The 20,509-nt window shown below is 55.2% G+C and carries 12 protein-coding genes and 2 tRNA genes; 9 read left to right on the top strand and 5 right to left on the bottom strand.

The window, feature by feature from the left end; genetic code table 11:
- Positions 1 to 6: 6 nt before the first annotated feature.
- From recC to recD, 4 genes are all read left to right on the top strand, one after another.
- Positions 7 to 3,387 (top strand): exodeoxyribonuclease V subunit gamma, encoded by a 3,381-nt coding sequence (gene recC, locus AC6I8R_RS16470; RefSeq protein WP_415175232.1) that lies wholly within the window; start codon positions 7 to 9, stop codon positions 3,385 to 3,387.
- A 106-nt stretch (positions 3,388 to 3,493) separates the two neighbouring features.
- On the top strand, positions 3,494 to 6,391 hold the full coding sequence (ptrA, locus tag AC6I8R_RS16465) for a pitrilysin (RefSeq protein ID WP_497832593.1): 2,898 nt from the start codon (positions 3,494 to 3,496) through the stop codon (positions 6,389 to 6,391).
- Positions 6,388 to 9,927 (top strand): exodeoxyribonuclease V subunit beta, encoded by a 3,540-nt coding sequence (recB, locus tag AC6I8R_RS16460; RefSeq protein ID WP_497832592.1) that lies wholly within the window; start codon positions 6,388 to 6,390, stop codon positions 9,925 to 9,927. Before ptrA ends, recB begins: the two co-directional genes overlap by 4 nt.
- Positions 9,924 to 11,759, top strand: a complete 1,836-nt coding sequence (gene recD / locus AC6I8R_RS16455; protein WP_497832591.1) for an exodeoxyribonuclease V subunit alpha — start codon at positions 9,924 to 9,926, stop codon at positions 11,757 to 11,759. Before recB ends, recD begins: the two co-directional genes overlap by 4 nt.
- Before the next feature lie 83 nt (positions 11,760 to 11,842).
- Here the strand turns inward: recD and argA are convergent, their stop codons facing one another.
- Complete coding sequence (gene argA / locus AC6I8R_RS16450) at positions 11,843 to 13,171, bottom strand: amino-acid N-acetyltransferase (protein WP_021184562.1); 1,329 nt, start codon at positions 13,169 to 13,171, stop codon at positions 11,843 to 11,845.
- A 232-nt stretch (positions 13,172 to 13,403) separates the two neighbouring features.
- On the opposite strand from argA, the gene amiC reads away from it, so the two are divergent.
- Entirely contained in the window at positions 13,404 to 14,648 is a 1,245-nt protein-coding gene (gene amiC, locus AC6I8R_RS16445; protein ID WP_415175228.1) for an N-acetylmuramoyl-L-alanine amidase AmiC, read from the top strand.
- Between the two features lie 74 nt (positions 14,649 to 14,722).
- Here the strand turns inward: amiC and AC6I8R_RS16440 are convergent.
- A tRNA-Met gene (locus AC6I8R_RS16440) sits at positions 14,723 to 14,799 on the bottom strand.
- A gap of 53 nt (positions 14,800 to 14,852) precedes the next feature.
- Positions 14,853 to 14,929: transfer RNA gene (locus AC6I8R_RS16435), tRNA-Met, on the bottom strand.
- A gap of 204 nt (positions 14,930 to 15,133) precedes the next feature.
- On the opposite strand from AC6I8R_RS16435, the gene mltA reads away from it, so the two are divergent.
- Positions 15,134 to 16,282 carry a murein transglycosylase A gene (gene mltA / locus AC6I8R_RS16430; protein WP_021184559.1) on the top strand — a complete coding sequence of 383 codons (1,149 nt, stop codon included), beginning with the start codon at positions 15,134 to 15,136 and terminating at the stop codon, positions 16,280 to 16,282.
- Between the two features lie 47 nt (positions 16,283 to 16,329).
- Entirely contained in the window at positions 16,330 to 17,133 is an 804-nt protein-coding gene (tcdA, locus tag AC6I8R_RS16425) for a tRNA cyclic N6-threonylcarbamoyladenosine(37) synthase TcdA (RefSeq protein WP_021184558.1), read from the top strand.
- Here the strand turns inward: tcdA and csdE are convergent.
- Both csdE and csdA read right to left on the bottom strand, forming a co-directional pair.
- The gene (gene csdE, locus AC6I8R_RS16420) at positions 17,130 to 17,576 is read right to left on the bottom strand and encodes a cysteine desulfurase sulfur acceptor subunit CsdE (protein ID WP_415173277.1); all 447 of its coding nucleotides are present in this window, start codon (positions 17,574 to 17,576) and stop codon (positions 17,130 to 17,132) included. The two genes, tcdA and csdE, sit on opposite strands and share 4 nt — an antisense overlap.
- A 4-nt stretch (positions 17,577 to 17,580) precedes the next feature.
- On the bottom strand, positions 17,581 to 18,786 hold the full coding sequence (csdA, locus tag AC6I8R_RS16415; protein ID WP_497832590.1) for a cysteine desulfurase CsdA: 1,206 nt from the start codon (positions 18,784 to 18,786) through the stop codon (positions 17,581 to 17,583).
- A gap of 212 nt (positions 18,787 to 18,998) precedes the next feature.
- Here csdA and AC6I8R_RS16410 point away from each other — a divergent pair, with 212 nt between their 5' ends.
- Both AC6I8R_RS16410 and AC6I8R_RS16405 read left to right on the top strand, forming a co-directional pair.
- Complete coding sequence (locus AC6I8R_RS16410; RefSeq protein WP_013510266.1) at positions 18,999 to 19,223, top strand: YgdI/YgdR family lipoprotein; 225 nt, start codon at positions 18,999 to 19,001, stop codon at positions 19,221 to 19,223.
- Between the two features lie 335 nt (positions 19,224 to 19,558).
- Complete coding sequence (locus tag AC6I8R_RS16405; protein ID WP_013510265.1) at positions 19,559 to 20,476, top strand: transcriptional regulator GcvA; 918 nt, start codon at positions 19,559 to 19,561, stop codon at positions 20,474 to 20,476.
- Positions 20,477 to 20,509 lie beyond the last annotated feature (33 nt).

The raw sequence follows: 20,509 nt of genomic DNA, 5'->3' as shown, positions 1-20,509 counted from the left end.
GTCTTCATGTTCCGGGTTTACCACTCCAATCAGCTTGACCTGTTAAAAGATCTGGCGGTCACGTTGATTAAATCAGAACCCCTTACAGACCCGCTGGCGGCTGAACAGGTTCTGGTACAAAGCCCCGGTATGGCGCAATGGCTACAAATGGAACTGGCGAGCAGCTTTGGTATTGCGGCCAACATTGATTTTCCGCTCCCCGCCAGCTTTATCTGGAACATGTTTGTGCAGGTGCTGCCAGATATTCCGCAGGAAAGCGCCTTCACGAAAGCCAGCATGAGCTGGAAACTGATGCATCGCCTGCCCGCCCTGTTGGAGCAGGAAGCATTTCTGCCGCTGCGTCACTACCTGAACGACGACGATGATAAGCGTAAGCTGTATCAGCTCAGTGCTCGCGTTGCAGACCTGTTTGACCAGTATCTGGTCTACCGATCGGACTGGCTCAATAGCTGGGAGCGCGGCGAGCTGATTGAAGGGTTGGGTGATTCGCAACAGTGGCAGGCAGCATTATGGCGCGACCTGGTCAGCTTCACCGAAAGCCTTGGCCAGCCGCTCTGGCACCGTGCCAATTTATATGCACGCTTTATCCGGACACTGGAGCAGGCAGACAGCCCGCCGCCAGGCTTGCCGCAGCGCGTATTTATTTGCGGGATTTCGGCACTGCCGCCGGTTTATTTGCAGGCGCTGGAGGCGCTGGGGCGCCACATCGATATTCATCTGCTGTTCACCAATCCCTGTCGTCATTACTGGGGGGATATTCAGGATTACGCATTTCTGGCTAAGCTCCAGAGCCGTCAGCGCCGCCGACTTCATTCCAATGAACAGCAATCGCTGTTTCGCGATCCTGCGTTGGCCTCGTCGCTGTTTAATGACGCAGGTGAACAACAATTAACGAATCCGCTCCTCGCATCGTGGGGCAAGTTAGGGCGCGATAATCTTTTCCTGCTCAGTCAGATGGATGCGGCTGCAAACGATATTGATGCTTTTGTCGACATGCCCGCAGATACTTTGCTGCATGCGTTGCAGGCGGATTTACTTGACCTGGAAGATAATGCGGTAATTGGTGTCGACGCCGGGGAACTGGCAAACAGCCAGGGGAAGCGTTTGCTGGATCCGCAGGATCATTCGCTGACCATTCAGGTGTGCCATAGCGCCCAGCGTGAAGTGGAAATTTTGCAGGACCATTTATTGGCGCTGATGGAAGCCGATCCAAACCTGAAGCCGCGCGATATCATCGTGATGGTGGCAGATATCGACAGCTACGCCCCCTTTATCCAGGCGGTGTTCGCCAGCGCACCATCATCGCGTTATTTGCCGTTTGCCATCTCTGACCGCCGTGCCAGCCAGGCACATCCGGCGATCCTGGCGTTGCTGAGTTTACTCGCACTGCCGGAGAGTCGCTTCGCTTCGGAAGAAGTGCTGGCGCTGCTGGAGGTTCCGGCACTGGCGCAGCGCTTCTCGGTGGATGAAAGCGGATTACGCCTGCTGCGCCGTTGGGTGATGGAATCCGGGATTCGTTGGGGGCTGGATGATGCCAGCGTGGAAGCACTGGCGCTCCCGGTCACCGGGCAGCACACCTGGCGTTTTGGTTTGCAGCGTATGCTACTGGGCTATGCGCTGGAAAGTCGCAACGGCGACTGGCAAGGCATCCTGCCTTATGACGAATCCACCGGATTAATTGCCGAACTGGCGGGGCATCTGGCGGAGTTGCTGGCAAAACTCGATGACTGGCGTACGCGACTGGCGCAGGAGCGCACCCTTAATGACTGGTTGCCGCTATGCCGTGAAATGATCGAGAGTTTCTTCAGCGGTGATAGTGAAAGCGAAGCGGCGCTAATGCTGGTGGAAACCCAGTGGAAACAGATCATTGAGCAGGGCATGCAGGCCTCTTATCAACAGGCGATTCCTGTGACGTTACTGCGCGATGAGTTACGTTCACGACTCGATCAGCAACGCATCAGTCAACGTTTCCTTGCAGGGCCGGTTAATTTCTGTACGCTGATGCCGATGCGTTCGATCCCGTTTAAGGTGGTGTGTTTGTTAGGGATGAACGATGGTGTTTACCCCCGCACTCTGGCGCCGCTTGGCTTTGATCTGATGCAACAGCAGATGCGCAAAGGTGATCGTAGCCGCCGTGATGATGACCGCTATCTGTTCCTTGAAGCGTTAATTTCCGCGCAGCAGCAGCTGTATATCAGCTACATCGGCCGTGCCATTCAGGATAATACCGAGCGCTATCCGTCGGTATTGGTCACGGAGTTGGTTGACTATCTCGGTCAGAGCTTCTGTCTGCCGGGGGATGAAGCCTGTGAACCGGATGTCAGCGAGCAACGCGTGCGCGAACATTTGCAGACGCTGCACAGCCGTATGCCATTTGCCCCTGAAAACTATTTGCCGGGGCGTAATGGGCAAAGTTTTGCCGCTGAGTGGTTACCTGCCGCCGCAGGGCAGGGTGAGGCGCAGCCTGATTTTGTCCAGCCATTGGATGCACTGCCACTCACCACATTGTCGCTGGAGCAACTGCTGCGTTTCTGGCGTCATCCGGTACGAGCCTGGTTTCAGCAACGGCTGGGGGTGGCTTTCTGGATGGAAGAGAGTGAGTTGCCTGACAGCGAACCTTTCGCCCCTGACAGCCTCGAACGTTATCAGATCAACGCGCAGTTGCTGAATACCCTGGTTGCCGGAGAGGATCCTGCGCAGTTATATGCCCGTCATCGCGCGGCGGGTAACCTGCCTTATGGCGCTTTTGGGGAACTTTTCTGGCAAAGCCAGACCGAAGAGATGCAGGAAGTGGCTGCTGAGGTCAGTGGACAACGTCAGACATCGGAAAGCTGGGAAGTGAATCTACGGCTTGGTGATGTGCAGTTGACCGGCTGGCTTACGCAGGTGCAAGCTGATGGACTGCTGCGCTGGCGTCCCGGCGTACTCAATATGAATGATGGTTTACTGTTGTGGCTGGAGCATCTGGTGTATTGCGCGCTGGGAGGCAGTGGCGAAAGCCGGATGTATGGGCGTAAACAGAGCCACTGGCGTTTTAACGCACTTCCTTGTGACCAGGCGCTGAGTTTGTTGCAGGAGTATGTGGCCGGGTATCAGGCAGGATTAGCACAGCCACTGATGCTGTTGAATAAATCCGGCGGAGCCTGGCTGGAAGCGAGTTTTGATGCCAAAACCCGCCAGTTACTGGATGACGAGGCGACGCAGAAAAAAGCGCGCAGTCGGCTGTTACAGGCCTGGCAGGGTGGTTTCCAACTGGAAGGTGAGGGCAGTGATCCTTACCTCCAGCGTCTGAGCCGTGTGCTTGATGACACGGCATTACAGGCAATCACTGAGGCGGCACGATGCTGGTATTTGCCAGTACGTCTGGCGCATCAGGATGATGAATAGCAATCGGGTGACGGTGTGACAGGATGTCGTCCCCACCACAATAAAAAAGTCATTTTTTGACCGCCGGGTGCACAGCCAGCGGTAAAGGGTAACGTAAGGGGTTTAAATGCGGATTTACGCACGCTGGATAGCGGCGCTGCTGCTGAGCGTCACGGCATTGGTTGCTGTGGCTGATGAGCAACGTGGCTGGCAGCCAGTCAATGAAACCATTCGTAAGAGCGATCATGATCCACGCGCCTATCAGGCCATTACGCTGACAAACGGTATGACCGTATTGTTAGTCTCCGATCCCGCCGCACCGAAGTCGCTGGCAGCACTGACCTTACCGATAGGATCCCTCGATGATCCCAATCAACAGCTGGGGCTGGCGCACTATCTGGAACACATGGTGCTGATGGGGTCGAAGCTGTATCCGCAGCCGGATAACCTCGCAGAATTCCTGAAAAAACATGGCGGCAGCCACAATGCCAGCACCGCGTCTTATCGCACGGCGTTCTATCTGGAAGTGGAAAATGATGCACTGCAACCGGCGGTGGATCGTCTGGCCGATGCTATTGCTGAGCCGTTGCTGGATCCGGTCAATGCCGATCGTGAGCGTCATGCGGTTAATGCGGAATTGACGATGGCGCGATCGCGCGATGGTTTGCGTATGGCGCAGGTGGGCGCGGAAACTCTCAACCCGGCACATCCCGGTGCGCGTTTTTCGGGCGGCAACCTCGATACGCTGAAGGATAAACCTGATAGCAAACTGCATCAGGCATTGCTCGATTTCTATCACAGCCACTACTCGGCTAACCTGATGAAAGCGGTGATTTACAGCAACAAACCGTTGCCGGAAATGGCGGATATCGCCGCGAAAACGTTTGGCCGCGTGACCAATCATCAGGCGAAAGTGCCGGATATCAGTGTGCCGGTGGTGACTGATGCACAGAAAGGCATCATTATTCATTATGTGCCTGCTCAGCCGCGCAAACAGCTGAAAATTGAGTTCCGCATTGCCAACAATAGTGACCGTTTCCGTAGCAAAACGGATACATTGATCAGCTATTTACTCGGTAATCGCAGCAAAAACACCCTGAATGACTGGCTACAGCGCCAGGGGCTGGCGGACGGTGTTAACGCCGGAGCCGATCCGATGACCGAACGCACCAGCGGCGTGTTTGCCATTACCGTGTCCCTGACTGATAAAGGTCTGGCGCAGCGTGATGAAGTGGTCGCGGCGATCTTCAGTTACCTCGATATGTTGCGGAATAAAGGCATCGATAAAGCCTATTTCGATGAAGTTTCCCATGTGCTGGCGCTGGATTTCCGTTATCCCTCCATCACCCGCAATATGGATTACATTGAATGGCTGGTTGATACCATGCTGCGTGTGCCAATTGAGCATGCGCTGGATGCCCCATACCTGGCGGATGATTATGATCCTGCCGCCATCAAAGCGCGTCTGGCGGAGATGACACCGCAGAATGCGCGCATCTGGTATATCAGCCCGCAGGAGCCGCACAACAAAGAAGCCTACTTTGTGAATGCGCCCTATCAGGTGGATAAAATCAGCGATGCCCAGTTCAGTGACTGGCAACAGCGCGCGGCTGCCATCCAACTGTCAATGCCGACGCTTAACCCTTATATCCCGTCAGATTTCTCGATTATGCCGTCTGATGGCAAAACCTATACCCATCCGGTGGCGCTGACTACGGGCGACAGCATGCGTATTTTCTGGATGCCAAGCCAGTTCTACGCCAGTGAACCTAAAGCCGCCATCACCCTGGCGCTGCGTAACAAAGCGGCGATCAGTGATGCTCAGCAACAAGTGTTGTTTGGCCTCAATGACTATCTCTCCAGCCTCGCGCTGGATCAGCTGAACTCTCAGGCCTCGGTTGGCGGTATCAGTTTCTCCACCGGAGAAAACGATGGGCTAGAGTTCAACGCCAGTGGCTTCACTCAGCGTTTGCCTGAGTTGCTTAAAAAGCTGGTGGAAGGCTATGCCACTTTCATGCCGACTGAGCAGCAACTGGAACAGGCGAAATCCTGGTACCTTGATCAGCTGGAATCCGCCGACAAAGGCAAAGCCTTTGAGCTGGCGATTCAGCCAATGCAGATGCTGTCGCAGTTGCCCTATACCCAACGCGAGGTGCGCCGTAAGCTGGTGAAAGAGATCACCCTGAAGCAGGTAACGGACTACCGTGATGCACTGATCCACCACGCCACGCCAGAAATGATCGTGGTCGGGAATCTTCCTGCTGACCGGGTTAAACAGTTGGGGGAGGACCTGAAACAGCAGTTGCAAAGCGATGGCCATCGTTACTGGCATAGCGACTATGTGTCGATTGAGAAACCGATTAAAGCCAATCTGCAAAAAGCGGGCAGCAGCACCGATTCGGCACTGGCGGCGCTCTATGTCCCTCTGGGTTACAGCGAATATCAAAGCATGGCAAACAGCTCAATGCTGAGCCAAATCGTGCAGCCCTGGTTCTACAACCAACTGCGCACCGTAGAGCAATTGGGTTATGCGGTGTTTGCTTTCCAGATGCCGGTAGGCCGCCAGTGGGGTATCGGCTTCCTGTTGCAAAGCAACAGCAAACAACCCGCTTTCCTGCTGCAACGTTTCCAGGCGTTCTATCCACAGGCGGAGCAGCGTTTGCGCAGCATGAAACCGGAAGAGTTTGCCCAGTATCAACAGGCGATGATCAACGATCTGCAACAACGCCCGCAAACGCTCGATGAGGAAGCAAATCGCTACAATCGTGATTTCAACCGGCAGAATTTTGCCTTTGATACGCGTGAAAAAGTGATTGCTCAGATTCAGCAACTGACCCCCGTCGCACTGGCGGATTTCTTCCATCAGGCGGTGCTGGCTCAGCAGGGCATGGCAATGATTTCGCAAATCGGCGGCAGCCATGATGGCACGGTGAAAGACGATTATGCTCAGTTGCCCGGCTGGACCACCTGGCAGGAGCTTTCGCAGTTGCAACAGTCGCTGCCGGTTAAGAGTGACGCCCAATGAGTTTGCAGCCAGAATCGCTCAATCCGTTAACGCTGCCGTTGCGTGGCGAACGGTTAATTGAGGCATCCGCAGGCACGGGGAAAACCTTCACCATCGGTCTGCTTTACCTGCGGTTGTTGTTAGGGTTGGGAGGCGAACGAGCCTATACCCGCCCACTCTCGGTGGAAGAGATTCTGGTGGTGACTTTCACGGAAGCCGCGACCGCAGAATTGCGTGGGCGCATTCGCGCAAATATCCACGAACTGCGGCTGGCTTGTATTCGTGGTCACAGCAACAACCCGATGTTGGCTCAACTGCTGACGGAGATGCCGCAACCAGCGGATGCAGCGTCCCTGCTGCTGGCAGCGGAACGGCAGATGGACGAAGCGGCAATCTTTACTATCCACGGCTTCTGTCAGCGTATGCTCAACCTTAATGCCTTTGAATCCGGCATGTTGTTTGAGCAGCAGTTGATTGAAGATGAACAACAGCTGCTGAAGCAGGCCACTGCCGACTTCTGGCGACGTCACTGTTATCCGCTGACGCTGGACGTGGCGCGAGCCATCGTGGCGGAGTGGAGTGGCCCGGAGCAGTTGCTGGCAACCCTGCGTCCCTGGTTACAGGGAGAAACGCCTACCCTGCAATCTCCCCCGGCGGCTGATGAAACTTTGGCTACGCGACATGCGCAGAATCTGGCACGTATTGCAGATATTAAAGCGCGCTGGGCTGCGGTGGGCGAAGACATTGTTAGCCTGATTGGCGATTCCGGGGTCGATAAGCGCAGCTACAGCAGTAAAAATCTGCCGATATGGGTTAACAAAGTGTCGCTGTGGGCGCACAGCGAGACGCTGGACTATCAGGTGCCCCCGGAACTGGCGCGTTTTGGTCAGCAGGTGCTCGACGAGAAAACCAAAAAAGGGGAGGCCCCGCGTCACGCATTGTTTGTCGCGATTGACCAGTTCCTGGCGCAGCCGATTTCGCTGCGTGATTTGGTGATTGCCCGGGCGCTGAGCGAAGTTCGTGAGGCGGTGCGTAAAGAGAAACGTCTGCGTGCGCTGCTTGGCTTTGATGACCTGTTGAGTCGTCTGGATGAAGCGCTGCAACAACCCGGCGGGGCACAGTTGGCACAGGCCATCCGCCAGCGTTTCCCGGTGGCGCTGATTGATGAATTTCAGGATACCGATCCGCTGCAATACCGTATTTTCAGCACGCTGTATGTTAATCAACCAGAGCATGCTTTGCTGTTGATCGGCGATCCCAAGCAGGCAATTTATGCCTTCCGTGGGGCTGATATTTTTACCTATATCCGCGCCCGTAATGATGTGAGCGCTCACTATACGCTCGATACCAACTGGCGCTCCTCACCATCAATGGTGACAAGCGTCAACCAGCTATTCTCCAGGCTCAAAGCCCCGTTTCTGTTTGCCGATATTCCTTTTCTGCCTGTGAACTTTGCCGTACCGAACCAGACGTTGACCCTGAGTCTTGACCAACAACCCCAGGCGGCATTGCGTTTTTGGTTACAACCCGGCGAAGGATGCAGCGTGGGGGATTATCAACAGTTGATGGCGCAGCAGTGTGCGGCGGATATCAGCCGCTGGTTGCAGGCTGGTCAGCAGCAACGTGCGTTGTTAGGAAAAGCCCCGACTTTGCGACCGGTGCAGGCATCCGACATCACCGTGCTGGTCCGTAGCCGCAACGAAGCCAATCTTATTCGTGAGGCATTGAATCAGCTGGCGATCCCGTCGGTATACCTGTCGAACCGCGATAGCGTGTATACCACGCCGGAAGCGCGTGAACTGTTGTGGCTGCTACAGGCGGTTTTGGCACCGGAACAGGAGCGTATGCTGCGCACTGCCCTGGCAACCTCATTGTTTGCCTTTGATGCGGCGCAACTGGATGCGCTTGACCAGGATGCGCGCGGCTGGGATCAACTGGTGGATACTTTTGCCCGCTGGCAGTTGGTTTGGCAGCAACGTGGTGTATTGCCCATGCTGCGGGAGATGATGCTGGAGCGTCAACTGGCGGAAAATCTGCTGGCTTCCGAAAACGGTGAGCGTCGTCTGACTGACTTGCTGCATCTTGGCGAGCTGTTGCAGGAGGCGGCCAGCCAGCTCGACAGTCCTCACGCCCTGGTGCGTCATCTGGCGCAGCAGATTGCCCGCCCGGACAGTCAGGCGGCCAGTCAGCAGTTGCGTCTTGAAAGCGATCGCCATCTGGTGCAGATCGTCACCATCCACAAATCGAAAGGGTTGCAGTATCCCCTTGTTTGGCTGCCATTTGCCGCCGGTTATCGCGAGGCCGATAGCGCGTTGTATCATGACCGGGAAAACTTCGGGGCGGTGCTCGATCTGCAAAATGATGAGGCCAGCCTTGAGCTGGCAGAACAGGAGCGTCTGGCGGAGGATTTGCGCCTGTTATATGTGGCGCTGACGCGTTCGGTGTATCACTGTAGCGTTGGCGTGGCCCCCCTGTTCCGTGGCACGCGAAAGAAAGAGGGAGCCAGCGATCTGCATAAAAGCGCGTTGGGTTATCTGCTGCAACGCGGTGAGGCGGCAACAGCGGAGCAGTTGGCGGCGTTGCTGGCGGAGATGAACGCTGACGGTACCGAAGTGGTGCTGGCCGGGGAGTCCGATGCCACGCGCTGGCAAGCGCAGACCGTCAGTGAAGAGACATTAAGCGCACGGGAGGTCACGCGTGTGCTGGCCGAACCCTGGCGCGTTACCAGCTATTCAGGCTTGCAGCAGCATGGCAGCAGTCGTTTGCTGGAGGTCATGCCTGGGTTTGATGTGGAAGCATCTGGCGATGAGTCGGGTGAACCTCAACCATCAGCGTTGACGCCGCACCATTTCCCGCGTGGTGCTGCCCCCGGCACCTTTCTGCATGAATTGTTTGAGTCGCTGGATTTCACTCAACCGCCAACGGATGCGGCGCTGGAGCAGCATTTGCAACAGAATGGCTATCCGCTGCACTGGCAGCCGATGTTGAGCGCATGGATTGCCAGGGTCGTCAGTACACCGCTTGATGCGCAGGGTATTCAACTGGCAGGAGTGCAGACAAAAGATCGCCTGGTAGAGATGGCGTTTTATCTGCCGATTGAGGGCATGTTGCTGGCCGAAAAAATGGATAAGTTGGTCAAAAGCCATGACGAATTATCCCGCCAGGCGCCAGCTCTCGATTTTCGTCAGGTGCAGGGCATGCTGAAAGGCTTTATCGATTTAGTGTTTCGCTGGCAGGGGAAATATTATTTGCTGGATTACAAATCTAACTGGTTGGGTGACAGTCATGACGCTTACACGCCGCAGGCGATGGCCCAGGCGATGATCGACCACCGTTACGATTTGCAGTACCAACTCTACAGCCTGGCACTACACCGTTATCTGGAGCATCGCCTGGTGGATTACGACTATGAACAGCATTTCGGTGGCGTATTCTATCTGTTTTTACGCGGCATGGATGGCAGCTCGCCTGCCAATGGGGTGTTCCATACCCGCCCCTCCCACGCATTCATTACCCAACTGGATAACCTGTTTCGCGGCGAAGGAGCGACATCATGAGTAGCATGACTGCGCTGCTGACTCAGGCGATGGCATTGCGTTTGTTGCGCCCGCTCGATATCCAGTTTGCCTGCCTGTTGGCAGATGACACTCAACCGGCACGTTTGCTGGCGGCGGCCTGTCTGAGCGCGGAGGCCGGTGAGGGGCACGTTTGCCTGCCTTTGACACAATTGACGGCGGAGCAATTATTTAATGGCCGACATCCTGAGCTGGCCCAGGCGATGTGGCAGGCTGCGGGTGCCCCGCAAGACTGGCAAACGGCGTTTCACGATTGGCCCGCGCTGAGTGATGGCTCACAGGCTACCCCGATGGTACTGACGCAACAGCGGCTCTACCTGCATCGCTTATGGCAGAACGAAGGTCAGGTCGCACGCTTTTTCCGTGTGGATGCCGCACCACAGCAATTCGCGCCAGAAGTGGTGCGCCCGGTGCTGGATGTGTTGTTTGGTACCCAGGCAGAAGACTGGCAGAAAATTGCCGCTGCGGTGGCGTTAACGCAGAAAACCGCGGTGATTTCTGGTGGGCCAGGCACCGGGAAAACCACCACGGTGGCAAAATTGTTGGCGGCATTAATCCGGCTGAGTAAGGACCCACTGCGCATTCAACTGGCCGCACCGACCGGCAAAGCGGCGGCACGCCTGACGGAATCGCTCGGTAAGGCGTTACGGCAACTGGACGTCAGCGAGGAAGAACGCCTCTGCTTCCCGGCAGAAGCCACCACGTTACATCGTTTATTGGGGGCGCAGCCGGAGACACAACGCCTGCGCTATCATGCCGGTAATCCTCTGCATCTGGACGTGCTGGTCGTGGATGAGGCCTCAATGGTTGACCTTGGCATGATGGCGAACCTGATTGCCGCGTTGCCGCCACAGGCTCGCGTCATCTTCCTCGGCGATCGCGATCAGCTTGCATCGGTAGAGGCCGGGGCGGTGCTGGGGGACATCTGTCGCTGTGCGGAGGCGGGTTATAGTCCGGTACGTGCAGCTCTGCTGAGTCAACTGACTGGATGTCATCTGACGGGCAGGGAAGATCCCCTGGCTCCACAGGTACGTGATGCCATTTGCCTGCTACGCAAAAGTTACCGCTTCGACGCACAATCCGGTATCGGTCAGTTAGCGACCGCCGTTAATCAGGGGGATGCGGTTGCGGTCGAGCGGGTGTTTGGTGCGGGCTTCAATGATATCTCTCGCCAGCCGTTGAGCGATACTGAGGCGTATCAGACGATGCTGACACAGGTCGCAGAGGGATATCGACCCTACCTGAACCTGGTGGCCGAACGAGCCGACCCCGCCACGATTATTCATGCTTTTGGCCGTTATCAGCTGTTGTGTGCGTTACGTGAAGGGCCTTTTGGTGTTCAGGGGCTTAATCAGCGTATTGAACAGAAACTGATTCAGTTGCAACTGTTGCGTCGTCCGGCTGGAGGCAGTCGCTGGTATCAGGGGCGACCGGTGATGGTGACGCGCAACGACAGTGCATTGGGGCTGTTCAATGGCGACATTGGCATTACCTTACTGGACGAAGAGGGACTGCTGAAAGTCTTCTTCCCGTTACCGGATGGCACCATCAAAGCCGTTCAGCCCAGCCGCTTACCGACGCATGATACGGCATGGGTGATGACGGTGCATAAATCCCAGGGATCGGAGTTTGATCATACCGCGCTGGTCATGCCGGCGCAGTTTCTGCCGGTGCTGACCCGTGAGCTGATTTATACCGCCATTACCCGTGCACGCCATCAATTGACGTTGTACAGCGATGAAGGGGTATTCCGCCGTGCGGTACAACTGCGCACGCAGCGCAGAAGTGGATTGCTGGAGAGGTTGGTTTCGTAGCGGCGCGATTTATCGTGCGGGTTTTTATTGGCATCGCGCACGAAATCGCGCGATGAATCGTGCCGCTACGGCAGGCGGAACAGTTAGCGCAAATCTGCCATCAACACCTTAGAGCGGCGCTGATAGTTGTACATTTTTTTCTTGCTCTCCGGCAGCGATTCAATGTCCACCGGTGTGAAGCCGCGTTCCTGGAACCAGTGAATGCTGCGGGTGGTGAGCACGAACAGCTTTTTCAGACCCATCTGCCGTGCCTGCAATGCCACACGTTGCAGCAGTGCTTCGCCGCGTGACGAGCTACGATAATCCGGATGAACGGCCACACAGGCCATCTCGCCAATCTGTTCGTCCGGGAACGGGTAGAGTGCCGCGCAGGCAATGGTCAGGTTATCGCGTTCGATGATGGTGAACTTGTCGATCTCCATTTCCAGTTGCTCGCGAGAACGACGTACCAGAATCCCTTGTTGTTCCAGCGGGCGAATCAGCTCCAGAATGCCACCAATATCATTGATGGTGGCACGACGAATCTGTTCGGCAGACTCCATGACAATCTGTGTGCCGATACCGTCACGCGAGAACAACTCCTGCAACAGCGCGCCATCTTCCTGATAGCTGATTAAATGGCTGCGACGCACGCCGCTGCGGCAGGCTTTGACTGCGCCACGCAGAAAACGCACCGTGCCAGAAAGGAAATCACCTTCGTTTTCCATTTCATCAATACGCGCCTGGGCGTCGTTCGGGAACAGTTCGGAAATGATATTGCCATCGCGGTTGGTCACGCCCTGTTCAGAACAGAAGCCGATCATTTTTTCCGCTTTCAGTTTGATCGCCAGTTGGGTAGCGACTTCTTCTGAAGTCAGGTTAAAACTCTCACCGGTAACGGAAACAGCAACCGGACCAAGCAGCACAATCGCCCCGTTATCCAGCTGACGATGGATTGCCTCTTCGTCGATACGACGAATGCGTCCACTGTGGCAGTAATCCACGCCATCATCGACGCCAAGAGGTTGGGCGATGATGAAGTTGCCGCTGACCACGTTAATATGCGCGCCCTGCAAAGGGGTGTTGTTCAGGCTCATCGACAGACGCGCGGTGATATCCAGCTGTAAACGACCTGCCGCCTGTTTCACCAGCTCCAGCGATTGCGCATCGGTAACACGCGTATGTTTATGATAAGTCGGCTCCAGTTGATGCTGTGCCATGCTGGCATCAATCTGCGGACGGGCGCCGTAAACCACCACCAGGCGGATGCCAAGGCTATGCAACAGACCGATGTCGTTAACGATGCTGGAGAAGTTATCATGCTCGATGGCCTCGCCACCCAGCATAATGACAAAGGTCTTGCCACGGTGGGCATTTATATAGGGAACGGTATGGCGAAAACCCTGAACCAGTTCAGTACTACGTTCCTTCACGGCAAACCCTCTGTGAATGGTTATTCGAATTTTTTGTATTTTTATGCTTTATTGCGCCGTAATGCAAGCGGCGAGCCTGACGTTACTTTACGAATTTTCTGATGCAACCTGCGCTAACAGCCTGCATTATCTGGCTTTTCCTGAGTGGGAAGGCACCAGGGACTGGCTAAAGTTTTCATCTTCTTTTACTCAACTGGCGATATTTTAGACATTACGCAGTAGCTGGAGAGGCATGTTTGACGTAAATCCTTTTTTTTCACGCCGACGATTATTGCAGGGAGCGGGCGCGCTATGGTTGCTGAGCGTGACGCGCAGCGGGCTGGCGGCCAGCCAGCATATTGTGGCCGTGCGCATCTGGCCTTCGTCGACGTACTCGCGCGTTACGCTGGAATCCAATGTTCCCCTGCAATACAAACAATTCACGCTGAGTCATCCCGACCGTCTGGTTATCGACATCAACAATCTGCATATCAATCCGGTGCTGAAAGGCGTCGATAAACTGGTGCGCGTTGATGATCCCTATATCAAAACGGCCCGCGTGGGGCAGTTCGATCCCAATACGGTGCGTATTGTACTGGAACTGAAGCGCAGCGTGGCACCACGCAGTTTCACCCTCGATCCGGTCGCGGGGATTAAGCATCGGTTGGTGGTCGATCTTTATCCCAGCCAGCGTCAGTCGGAAGAGGATCCCTTACTGGCGTTACTCCAGGATTACAATCAGGGCGATCTGGATCGCGATCAACCTGCGCAGGCCCCGTTACCGGGTAAAGCCGGACGGGACCGCCCGATTATCATCATGATCGATCCAGGGCATGGCGGGGAAGATCCTGGCGCGCATGGCAAATATAAAACGCGTGAAAAAGATATTGTGTTGAAGATGGGGCGCTATCTGAAGGCGCTGATCGACAAACAACCCAATATGAAAGCCTATATGACGCGCAACGAAGACGTATTTATCCCGTTGCGTGTCCGGGTGGCAAAAGCGCGCAAGCAGCGTGCGGATTTGTTTGTGTCAATTCACGCCGATGCCTTTACCAGCCGCGCGGCGCGCGGTTCGTCAGTGTTTGCTCTTTCCACCAGCGGCGCAACCTCTGCTGCGGCACGCTTTCTGGCACAAACCCAGAATGAATCAGACTTGATTGGTGGCGTCAGCATGAGCGGCGACCGTTATCTCGACCACACCATGTTCGATATGGTGCAGCGTCAGACCATTCATGACAGCCTGAAGTTTGGTAAAGAGGTGTTGTCGCGCATGGGGCACATCAACCATCTGCATAAACGCACGGTGGATCAGGCCGGTTTTGCGGTGTTAAAAGCGCCGGATATCCCGTCGATTCTGGTGGAGACGGCGTTTATCAGTAATGTGGAAGAAGAAAGGAAGCTACGTACGGCGCGTTACCAGCATCAGGTAGCGGAAGCCATTCTGCATGGCATCAAAGCGTATTTCGAGAAGGGAGCGGTGCTGGCGCATCGCTGATGGTTGTGGCAAGGATGCCGCGATTCTCCAGACGATAAAAACAAAAAAACACCCGTTAAGGTGCTTATTTGTATTGGTTGCGGGGGCCGGATTTGAACCGACGACCTTCGGGTTATGAGCCCGACGAGCTACCAGGCTGCTCCACCCCGCGTCCGTCTGTCGCTGTGCGACTTTTCACATTGTCTCTCTTCATCTAAGAAGAGTTGGTTGCGGGGGCCGGATTTGAACCGACGACCTTCGGGTTATGAGCCCGACGAGCTACCAGGCTGCTCCACCCCGCGTCCGTGGATGCGCACTATACTCCGCACGCGCCGCGATGCAACCCCTTTTTGACAGAAAGCACAAAATTTACAGCCAGTTGGTGAATAAAACCCCCAATAGGTTATTTATTGTACGTATATCAAGGTCGCACTGGGTGGCGGATTTCATTCTGTCGGCCCCTTTGCTATCGTCGCCATGCAAACTATCGATAAAAAGAGAAGGTCATGAAAGCAAATCGTGTGAAGTATGCACTTACTGGCGCATTTCTCGCGCTGTTGGCGGGTTGTAGCTCCAAACCTACGGATCGTGGTCAGCAATATATAGATGGCAAGTTGGATCAGCCGCTGGGCCTGGTGAACCAGCCGAATGCGAAAGGGCGTCCGGTCAATGGTCGGGACTTTGGCGATCAGGTTCGTCAGATTCAGTCTGCGTCCTCCGGGTTGTATGGCCGCAACACCGGTACCTACAGCGCGATTGAAAACTGGCTGATGTCAGGCGGTGATACCCGCCAGTTGCGTCAATTCGGCCTTAACGCTTATCAGATGGAAGGGACGGATAACTACGGCAACGTGCAGTTCACCGGTTACTACACCCCGGTGGTCGAAGCGCGTTATACCCGTCAGGGCGAATTCCAGTACCCGATTTATCGTATGCCGCCTCGCCGCAGTGGGCAAAAATTACCCAGCCGCGCTTCTATCTATAGCGGCGGCCTCGATGATCGTTATGTTATTGCTTACAGCAACTCGCTGATCGACAACTTTATGATGGATGTTCAGGGCAGCGGCTATGTCGACTTCGGCGATGGGCGGCCACTGCGCTTCTTTGGTTACGGCGGTAAAAACGGCTGGGCTTACCATAGCATTGGTAAAGAGCTGATCGATCGCGGTGAAGTGAAACGCGAAGATATGTCGATGCAGGCGATTCGTCAGTGGGCGCAGACACATTCACCAGAAGAGGTGCGTGCACTACTGGAAACCAACCAATCTTTCGTGTTCTTCAAACCGGAAGAGTATGTACCGGTACGTGGTGCCAGCGCCGTGCCGCTGATAGCCAAGGCTTCGGTGGCCTCTGACCGTTCGCTGATCCCAGCCGGGACGGCGCTGCTGGCGGAAGTGCCGCAGTTAAACGAGAAGGGCAAGTTTAACGGTAAGTATGAAATGCGTCTGATGGTGGCGCTGGATGTCGGTGGTGCGATTAAAGGCCAGCATTTTGACATCTATCAGGGCGTCGGCCCGGATGCCGCTCATCTGGCTGGTTTCTACAACCATTATGGTCGTGTCTGGGTGCTGAAAGCGGCTCCGGGAGCCGGTCAACCGCTGTTCAGCACCGCACAAAGCGGCAATAATGGTTCGTTGTTGTTAGGTTCCAATTAAATTTTCCTCTGCGGGCGTTATCGCCCGCACGATCAGTAAGGTTTGTTATGACAGTGGTTAGCGACGCCTGGCGACAACGCTTTGGCGGCACGGCGCGTCTGTATGGGCAGGATGCGTTGCAGCGTTTTGCCGACGCCCATTTTTGCGTGATTGGCATTGGCGGTGTGGGTTCCTGGGCGGCAGAGGCACTGGCGCGTACCGGCATCGGTAAAATCACCCTGATTGATATGGACGATGTCTGTATCACCAATACTAACCGGCAGATTCATGCGTTGCAGGGCAAAGTGGGCCAGGCAAAAACTGAGGTGATGGCGGAGCGTATCCGCGCGATTAACCCGGAATGCGAGGTCATCTGTATCGATGATTTCATCACACCGGAAAACACCGCAGAACTGCTGCCGGTCGGCTTCGATTATGTGATCGATGCGATCGATAGCGTACGGCCAAAAGCGGCGCTGATTGCCTGGTGTCGGCGCAACAAGATTCCGTTGATCACCACCGGTGGTGCCGGTGGACAGATTGATCCGACGCAGATCCAGGTAAGCGATCTGGCGAAGACCATTCAGGATCCGCTGGCGGCGAAACTCCGTGAGCGTTTGAAAAACGATTTTGGTGTGAAGAAGAACAGCAAAGGTAAGCTGGGCATCGATTGCGTGTTTTCGACGGAGGCACTGGTCTATCCGCAACCAGACGGCAGCGTCTGCGCATCCCGCAGCACCGCAGAAGGTCCGAAGCGGATGGATTGCGCCGCCGGATTTGGCGCAGCGACGATGGTGACCGCGACCTTTGGTTTTATCGCGGTTTCACACGCGTTGAAGAAATTCCTCGCGCGAGCAGCGCGGCAACATTAAATATGCTGGCGTGCGGCACGTTGCACTGCGTCGGCCAGCGCCTGCAATCCGCTGCTGCGAGAGGCGCTGAGCTGAGCGCGCAGGCCGAGCGTATCAAACAGCGCCAGTGGGTCCTGTTGCAGCAGGGCGGCTGGCGTTTTCCCTTCCACCGCGGTGAGTAGCACCGCCAGCAAGCCACGCACGATGCGACCTTCACTGTCGCCATAGAAATGCAAGGTGCCATTGCTTTGTAGTTGGCTACTCAGCCAGACGCGATTCTCACAGCCAGTCAGTTCGATTTCAGCGGATTTTAAATCCTCCGGTAAAGCAGGCAACTGACGACTCAGCTGAATCAACTGACGATAGCGGTCTTCCCACTGATGAAAATGGCTGAATTTCTCCGTCAGGCTGGCCTCGGTAATCAGATCACCAAACGGGTGCGGGGCGAGAAGGGCTGTGCTCATTGTATTATTCACTCAGTAAATCTATGGCGCTATGCATGGCGCGCACCAGCGCGTCCACGTCCTGCAAATTATTATAGGGGGCGAACGAGACACGCAGCGTGCCGCTGACACCCAGTGCCGCCATCAGGGGCTGGGCGCAATGTTGACCGGCGCGCAACGCGATGCCATGTTCTGCCAGCAGCGTGACGATATCGCTATGATGGATACCCGCGATATCGAACGCCAGCAGGCTGCTGCTGTCGCAGCGGAAACTGCGGAAACCGGGCAGGGCGCTCAGCTGTTCTTCGGCGAGGCTTGCCAGTTGCTGGCTCCACATCTCCATCTTTTCCGCGTTGTGCTGGCTGAGCCACCGCAGCGCAGCGCTTAAGCCAATCACCCCTGCCACATTCGGTGTACCCGCCTCAAAACGCCACGGCACCGGTTGTGGGGTGAAACCGCTGAAATCCACCTGCGTCAACATTTTGCCGCCACCTTGCCAGGGGGACATGGCGTCGAGTAATTCCGCCTTGCCATACAGCACGCCAATACCCATCGGCCCGTACAACTTATGGCCGGAGAACGCATAAAAATCGATATCTTCAGCCTGCACATCCGGCGCGCAATGCACCACACCTTGCGCACCATCGACCATCACTTTGGCACCCACGGCATGTGCCAGCTGAATCGCATGCGCCAGGTCCGGGCAACCACCGGTGACATTCGACATCTGACCGATAGCCAGCAGACGGGTACGTGAGTTCAGTAAGTGAGGCAACTGCTGAATATCGGGCAGGCGATCGGCCCCCAGCGGCCATTTCACCACTTTTGCGCCTTTTGCTTGCGCCACCATCAACCAGGGCACCAGATTGGCGTGGTGCTCCGCCTCGCTCACCACAATTTCATCGCCAGGTTGCAGACGCGGAGCCAGCCAGCTGTTTGCCACCAGGTTGATGGCTTCAGTGGTCCCACGCGTCCAGATAATTTGTCGGTCATCGGCAGCATTCAGCCAGCGTGCGACCAGGCCGCGTGCCTGTTCATATTGTTCTGTCAAGGCACGCGCGGCGGCAAACTGGCTGCGATGCACTGTCCCGGCGCTCAGGGAATAGAATTGTTGCGTGGCCTCAATCACCGCCAGCGGTTTCAGGGCGGTGGCGGCGCTGTCGAGATAGACACCAGCATCAGCCAGCGCGGGGAATTGCTGGCGAAAAGCGGTGGGCGTAAAAATGGTCATATCCGGCCTGTTGTGATGAGTTTTTAGGACCAGACTGAAAGTCGGTCTGTAACCTGGCAAAGCTGGGAAAGCGCGTTATGCTAGTTATTGCAAGGTTTAAACCAAAACCCGCATTAGAAATCGACCTTTACCAGTCGATTTCACTTTTTCAGCTGCCTCTGGTCAGCGTCTCGCGGGTGGTTTGATGCAATCAATCTGCAAGGAGATAGAAAATGAAAAAACTCGCCGCAGTGCTGGCCGTGTGTACCATGGCCTTTACCCTGGCTGCCTGTTCCAGCAACTACGTGATGCATACCAATGATGGCCGCACCATTGTTGCTTCTGGCAAACCTAAAGTAGACGATGATACCGGTATGATCAGCTATAAAGATGCCAATGGCAACCAGCAGCAGATTAACCGCTCAGATGTCAAAGAGATGGTTGAGATGGGGCAGTAATCGACAGATAAAAAAAAGCACCGCAATTTGCGGTGCTATGTAAATCACTTTGGACAGACAGGGTAAATCTACAGGAATTAAAAGCTTGATCTGCAATCGTCAGATCAAAATGCAAACACAACATCACGACCACAAGCCAAAAGCTCTCCAAAAGTCTGCGAACTAACGCACATTTTCAGAAATCTTTTCGTTCCGGCTTAGGAAGTGCGGCAACTATAGGTATTTGCTGGAGCTTCCTCAACGGACAATTTATAATGTCTCGGATTAAAAAAACTAATACCGTATGACTTGTTATAAGTTGCAGTATTACTCTGTTGATCCGGATACGGAAAACCATGTCAAAACGCCTTCCCCCGCTGAATGCTTTACGCGTCTTTGATGCTGCGGCACGCCATTTAAGCTTTACCAAAGCTGCTGAGGAGCTGTTTGTTACCCAGGCAGCTGTCAGCCATCAGATTAAATCTCTGGAAGATTTTCTCGGTCTTAAGCTATTTCGCCGGAGGAATCGTTCGCTTTTGCTGACGGAAGAAGGGCAAAGCTACTATCTGGATATCAAGGAAATTTTCTCCGCGCTGAACGATGCGACGCGTAAACTACAGGCACGCAGCGCCAAAGGGGCGCTGACGGTTAGCCTGCTGCCGAGCTTTGCCATTCAGTGGCTGGTGCCACGTCTTTCCAGCTTTAATACAGCTTATCCGGGTATTGATGTTCGCATCCAGGCCGTTGACCGCGATGAAGAGAAACTGGCGGATGATGTGGATGTGGCGATTTTCTATGGTCGTGGCAACTGGCCGGGGTTACGCGTGGAGAAACTCTACGCGGAATATCTGTTGCCGGTTTGTTCACCGTTATTGCTGACCGGGGACCATCCTCTGAAGTCACCGGCTGATCTGGCGCACTTCACACTGCTGCACGATGCCTCACGCCGTGACTGGCAATCCTATATCCGCCAGCTAGGCTTGCAGCACATTAACGTGCAGCAGGGACCGATTTTCAGTCACAGCGCGATGGTGTTGCAGGCGGCGATTCACGGTCAGGGCGTGGCGCTGGCGAATAATGTGATGGCGCAGAGCGAAATTGAAGCGGGTCGTCTGGTCTGTCCTTTTAATGACGTATTGGTCAGTAAAAATGCTTTTTATCTGGTTTGTCATGACAGTCAGGCAGAACTGGGTAAAATAGCCGCCTTTCGACAGTGGATCCTGGCCAAAGCCGCAACCGAACAAGAGAAATTTCGTTTTCGTTACGATCACTAACGCGTTGATTGTTGCACAGTGACGTGCGTATTC

The organism is Pantoea sp. X-Soil-OKNW-713 (genome assembly GCF_059730685.1).
This window is presented reverse-complemented; position numbering and strand designations above follow the sequence as displayed.

What these genes read in the sequence shown, in the direction of transcription:
- recC (WP_415175232.1), top strand. Translation starts at nt 7, where the DNA reads ATGTTCCGGGTTTACCACTCCAATCAGCTTGACCTGTTAAAAGATCTG.
- ptrA (WP_497832593.1), top strand. Translation starts at nt 3,494, where the DNA reads ATGCGGATTTACGCACGCTGGATAGCGGCGCTGCTGCTGAGCGTCACG.
- recB (WP_497832592.1), top strand. Translation starts at nt 6,388, where the DNA reads ATGAGTTTGCAGCCAGAATCGCTCAATCCGTTAACGCTGCCGTTGCGT.
- recD (WP_497832591.1), top strand. Translation starts at nt 9,924, where the DNA reads ATGAGTAGCATGACTGCGCTGCTGACTCAGGCGATGGCATTGCGTTTG.
- amiC (WP_415175228.1), top strand. Translation starts at nt 13,404, where the DNA reads ATGTTTGACGTAAATCCTTTTTTTTCACGCCGACGATTATTGCAGGGA.
- mltA (WP_021184559.1), top strand. Translation starts at nt 15,134, where the DNA reads ATGAAAGCAAATCGTGTGAAGTATGCACTTACTGGCGCATTTCTCGCG.
- tcdA (WP_021184558.1), top strand. Translation starts at nt 16,330, where the DNA reads ATGACAGTGGTTAGCGACGCCTGGCGACAACGCTTTGGCGGCACGGCG.
- csdE (WP_415173277.1), bottom strand. Translation starts at nt 17,576, where the DNA reads ATGAGCACAGCCCTTCTCGCCCCGCACCCGTTTGGTGATCTGATTACC.
- csdA (WP_497832590.1), bottom strand. Translation starts at nt 18,786, where the DNA reads ATGACCATTTTTACGCCCACCGCTTTTCGCCAGCAATTCCCCGCGCTG.
- AC6I8R_RS16410 (WP_013510266.1), top strand. Translation starts at nt 18,999, where the DNA reads ATGAAAAAACTCGCCGCAGTGCTGGCCGTGTGTACCATGGCCTTTACC.
- AC6I8R_RS16405 (WP_013510265.1), top strand. Translation starts at nt 19,559, where the DNA reads ATGTCAAAACGCCTTCCCCCGCTGAATGCTTTACGCGTCTTTGATGCT.